Below are 2,680 nucleotides of genomic sequence, written 5' to 3'. Positions count from 1 at the left end.
CCCGCAGGCCATGCCGGACCGGAGACGGCGGTGTGCAGACGAAAAGCCCGCGCGCCGCCGCAGGGGGAGTCGATCAGAGACCGACGTCGGGTAGCGCCGGGCGCGTTTCGAGCGCCTTCGCGACGATGGCCTTCACTTCCGCGAGCGTGTCGCCCTGCAGCGCGAGGCGCGGCGGACGCGTGATCGCGCTGCCGCGGCCGACCAGCTCTTCGCACAGCTTGATGCACTGCACGAGGTCGGGGCGTGCATCGAGGTGCAGCAGCGGCATGAACCAGCGATACAGCGCGAGCGCTTCGTCGAAACGCTTTTGCTTCGCGAGGCGGAACAGCGTCTCGCCTTCCTTCGGGAACGCGTTCGACATGCCCGACACCCAGCCTTCGGCGCCGACGGCAATGCTCTCGACCACGACGTCGTCGAGGCCCGCGAACAGCACGAAGCGATCGCCGACCGCGTTGCGCAGGTCGATGAAGCGGCGCGTATCGCCCGACGAATCCTTGAAGCAGACGATGTTCTCGCAATCCTGCAGCGCGATCAGCACGTCGGGCGTCACGTCGTTCTTGTAGATCGGCGGGTTGTTGTAGACCATCACCGGCAGGTCGGTGCTGGTTGCGACCGCGCGGAAGTGCGCGGCGGTTTCGTGCGGCTTCGCCGAGTAGACCAGTGCGGGCATCACCATCACGCCGTCGACACCGACGCGCTGTGCTTCACGCACCGTGTTGCGCGCGAATTCGGTCGTGAACTCGGCGATGCCGGCGATCACGGGAATCTTGCCGCCGGCGGCGTCGCGTGCGGCTTCGATCACCTGGAGCTTCTCGCTCGTCGACAGCGACGTGTTTTCGCCGACCGTGCCGCAGACCACGAGGCCCGATACGCCGTCGTTCACCAGGTTCTTCACCACGCGGTGCGTGGCGTCGATGTCGAGGGAAAAGTCCGGTTTGAACTGGGTGCTGACGGCCGGGAAAACCCCGGTCCACTGAATGGCGTTTCGGCTCACTTCAATCTCCTACGTGTTTGTATCGGTCGGCCGACAGGTGTCGGTGTGGCAACCAGTATCGCCGCGCAAATGCCCATCACGCTTGAGTCGTATCGCGGAGCAAAATGACGAAATCGGCACAGCGACCGGACGGCGCGGGAAGGGCGCTTCGCACTATGCCGATTTCGTCGTCGTCCTCATCGAAAAGCCACAAGCGGGCGGACGCGCGACGGAGGAAGCTGTGCTCCTTTCCCCACTTCGGACGGCTCATGATGAAGCGCATCCAGATCATCGATTCGCACACGGGCGGCGAACCCACTCGGCTCGTCGTGTCCGGTTTCCCCGCGCTCGGCAGCGGCACGATGGCCGAGCGCCGCGACGTGCTCGCGCGCGAGCACGACCGCTACCGCACCGCATGCATTCTCGAACCGCGCGGCAGCGACGTGCTGGTCGGCGCGCTACTGTGCGAACCCGTGTCGCCCGAGGCGGCGGCCGGCGTGATCTTCTTCAACAATAGTGGCTATCTCGGGATGTGCGGGCACGGCACGATCGGCGTCGTGCGCACGCTGCACCATATGGGGCGCATCGCGCCCGGCGTGCACCGGATCGAAACGCCCGTCGGTACCGTCGAGGCGACGCTGCACGACGACCTGTCGGTCAGCGTGCGCAACGTGCCCACCTATCGCCATGCGAAGGGCGTCGCGCTCGACGTGCCGGGATACGGCCCCGTGAAGGGCGACATCGCGTGGGGCGGCAACTGGTTCTTCCTGATCAGCGACCACGGGCAGCGCGTCGCCGGCGACAACGTCGCGGCGCTCACCGCGTATGCGTCGGCCGTGCGCGAAGGGCTTGAACGCGCGGGCATCACCGGCGCGAACGGCGGCGAGATCGACCATATCGAGTTGTTCGCCGACGATCCCGAACACGACAGCCGCAGCTTCGTGCTGTGCCCGGGTCTCGCATACGACCGTTCGCCGTGCGGCACCGGCACGAGCGCGAAGCTCGCGTGCCTCGCGGCCGACGGCAAGCTCGCGCCGGGCGCCGTGTGGCGGCAGGCGAGCGTGATCGGCAGCGTGTTCCAGGCGAGCTACGAGCAGGCCGAAGGCGGCATCGTGCCGACGATCCGCGGCAGTGCGCACCTGAGCGCGGAAGCGACGCTGCTGATCGAGGAAGACGATCCGTTCGGCTGGGGTATTGCGCCGTGAGTGACACGAAGACGGATGTCGTCGTGATCGGCGCCGGCATCGTCGGCGCGGCGTGTGCGCACGAACTCGCGCAGCGCGGGCTGCGCGTGCTCGTCGTCGACGACGCGAGCGGCGGGGCAACCGGCGCGGGCATGGGGCACCTCGTCGCGATGGACGACAACGCAGCCGAACTCGCGCTGAGCCATTACTCGATCGACCTGTGGCGCGCGCTGAGCGGCGAGATGCCCGAAGGGTGCGCGTACCGCAACTGCGGCACGCTGTGGCTCGCCGCCGATGCGCACGAAATGGATCTGGCGCGCGCGAAGCAGGCGACGCTGGCCGCGCACGGCGTGGCGGGCGAACTGATCGACGCGGCGACGCTCGCGCAACTGGAGCCGATGCTGCGTGCGGGCCTGGGCGGCGCGCTGAAGATTCCCGGCGATGCGATCCTCTATGCGCCCGTCACCGCGAACTGGCTGCTGCAGCGGGCGCCGCGCATCACGTTGCGGCGCGACCGGGCCGG

The 2,680-nt window shown here is 68.0% G+C and carries 3 protein-coding genes; 2 read left to right on the top strand and 1 reads right to left on the bottom strand.

The window, feature by feature from the left end:
- Nucleotides 1–73 precede the first annotated feature (73 nt).
- The gene (locus tag G3N93_RS37205) at nt 74–994 is read right to left on the bottom strand and encodes a dihydrodipicolinate synthase family protein (protein ID WP_006484863.1); all 921 of its coding nucleotides are present in this window, start codon (nt 992–994) and stop codon (nt 74–76) included.
- 251 nt (nt 995–1,245) lie between these two features.
- On the opposite strand from G3N93_RS37205, the gene G3N93_RS37200 reads away from it, so the two are divergent.
- Together G3N93_RS37200 and G3N93_RS37195 are read left to right on the top strand one after the other, a co-directional pair.
- Nucleotides 1,246–2,178 (top strand): 4-hydroxyproline epimerase, encoded by a 933-nt coding sequence (locus tag G3N93_RS37200; RefSeq protein ID WP_206135259.1) that lies wholly within the window; start codon nt 1,246–1,248, stop codon nt 2,176–2,178.
- Nucleotides 2,175–2,680 (top strand): FAD-binding oxidoreductase (locus G3N93_RS37195; RefSeq protein WP_206135258.1); only part of this gene is annotated, 506 nt, incomplete at its 3' end. The genes G3N93_RS37200 and G3N93_RS37195, both read left to right, overlap by 4 nt.

The organism is Burkholderia sp. Se-20378, from assembly GCF_017104665.1.
GTDB lineage: Bacteria > Pseudomonadota > Gammaproteobacteria > Burkholderiales > Burkholderiaceae > Burkholderia > Burkholderia lata.
The sequence above is the reverse complement of the archived record's forward strand: the minus strand, read 5'-3'. Positions and strand labels throughout refer to the sequence as shown.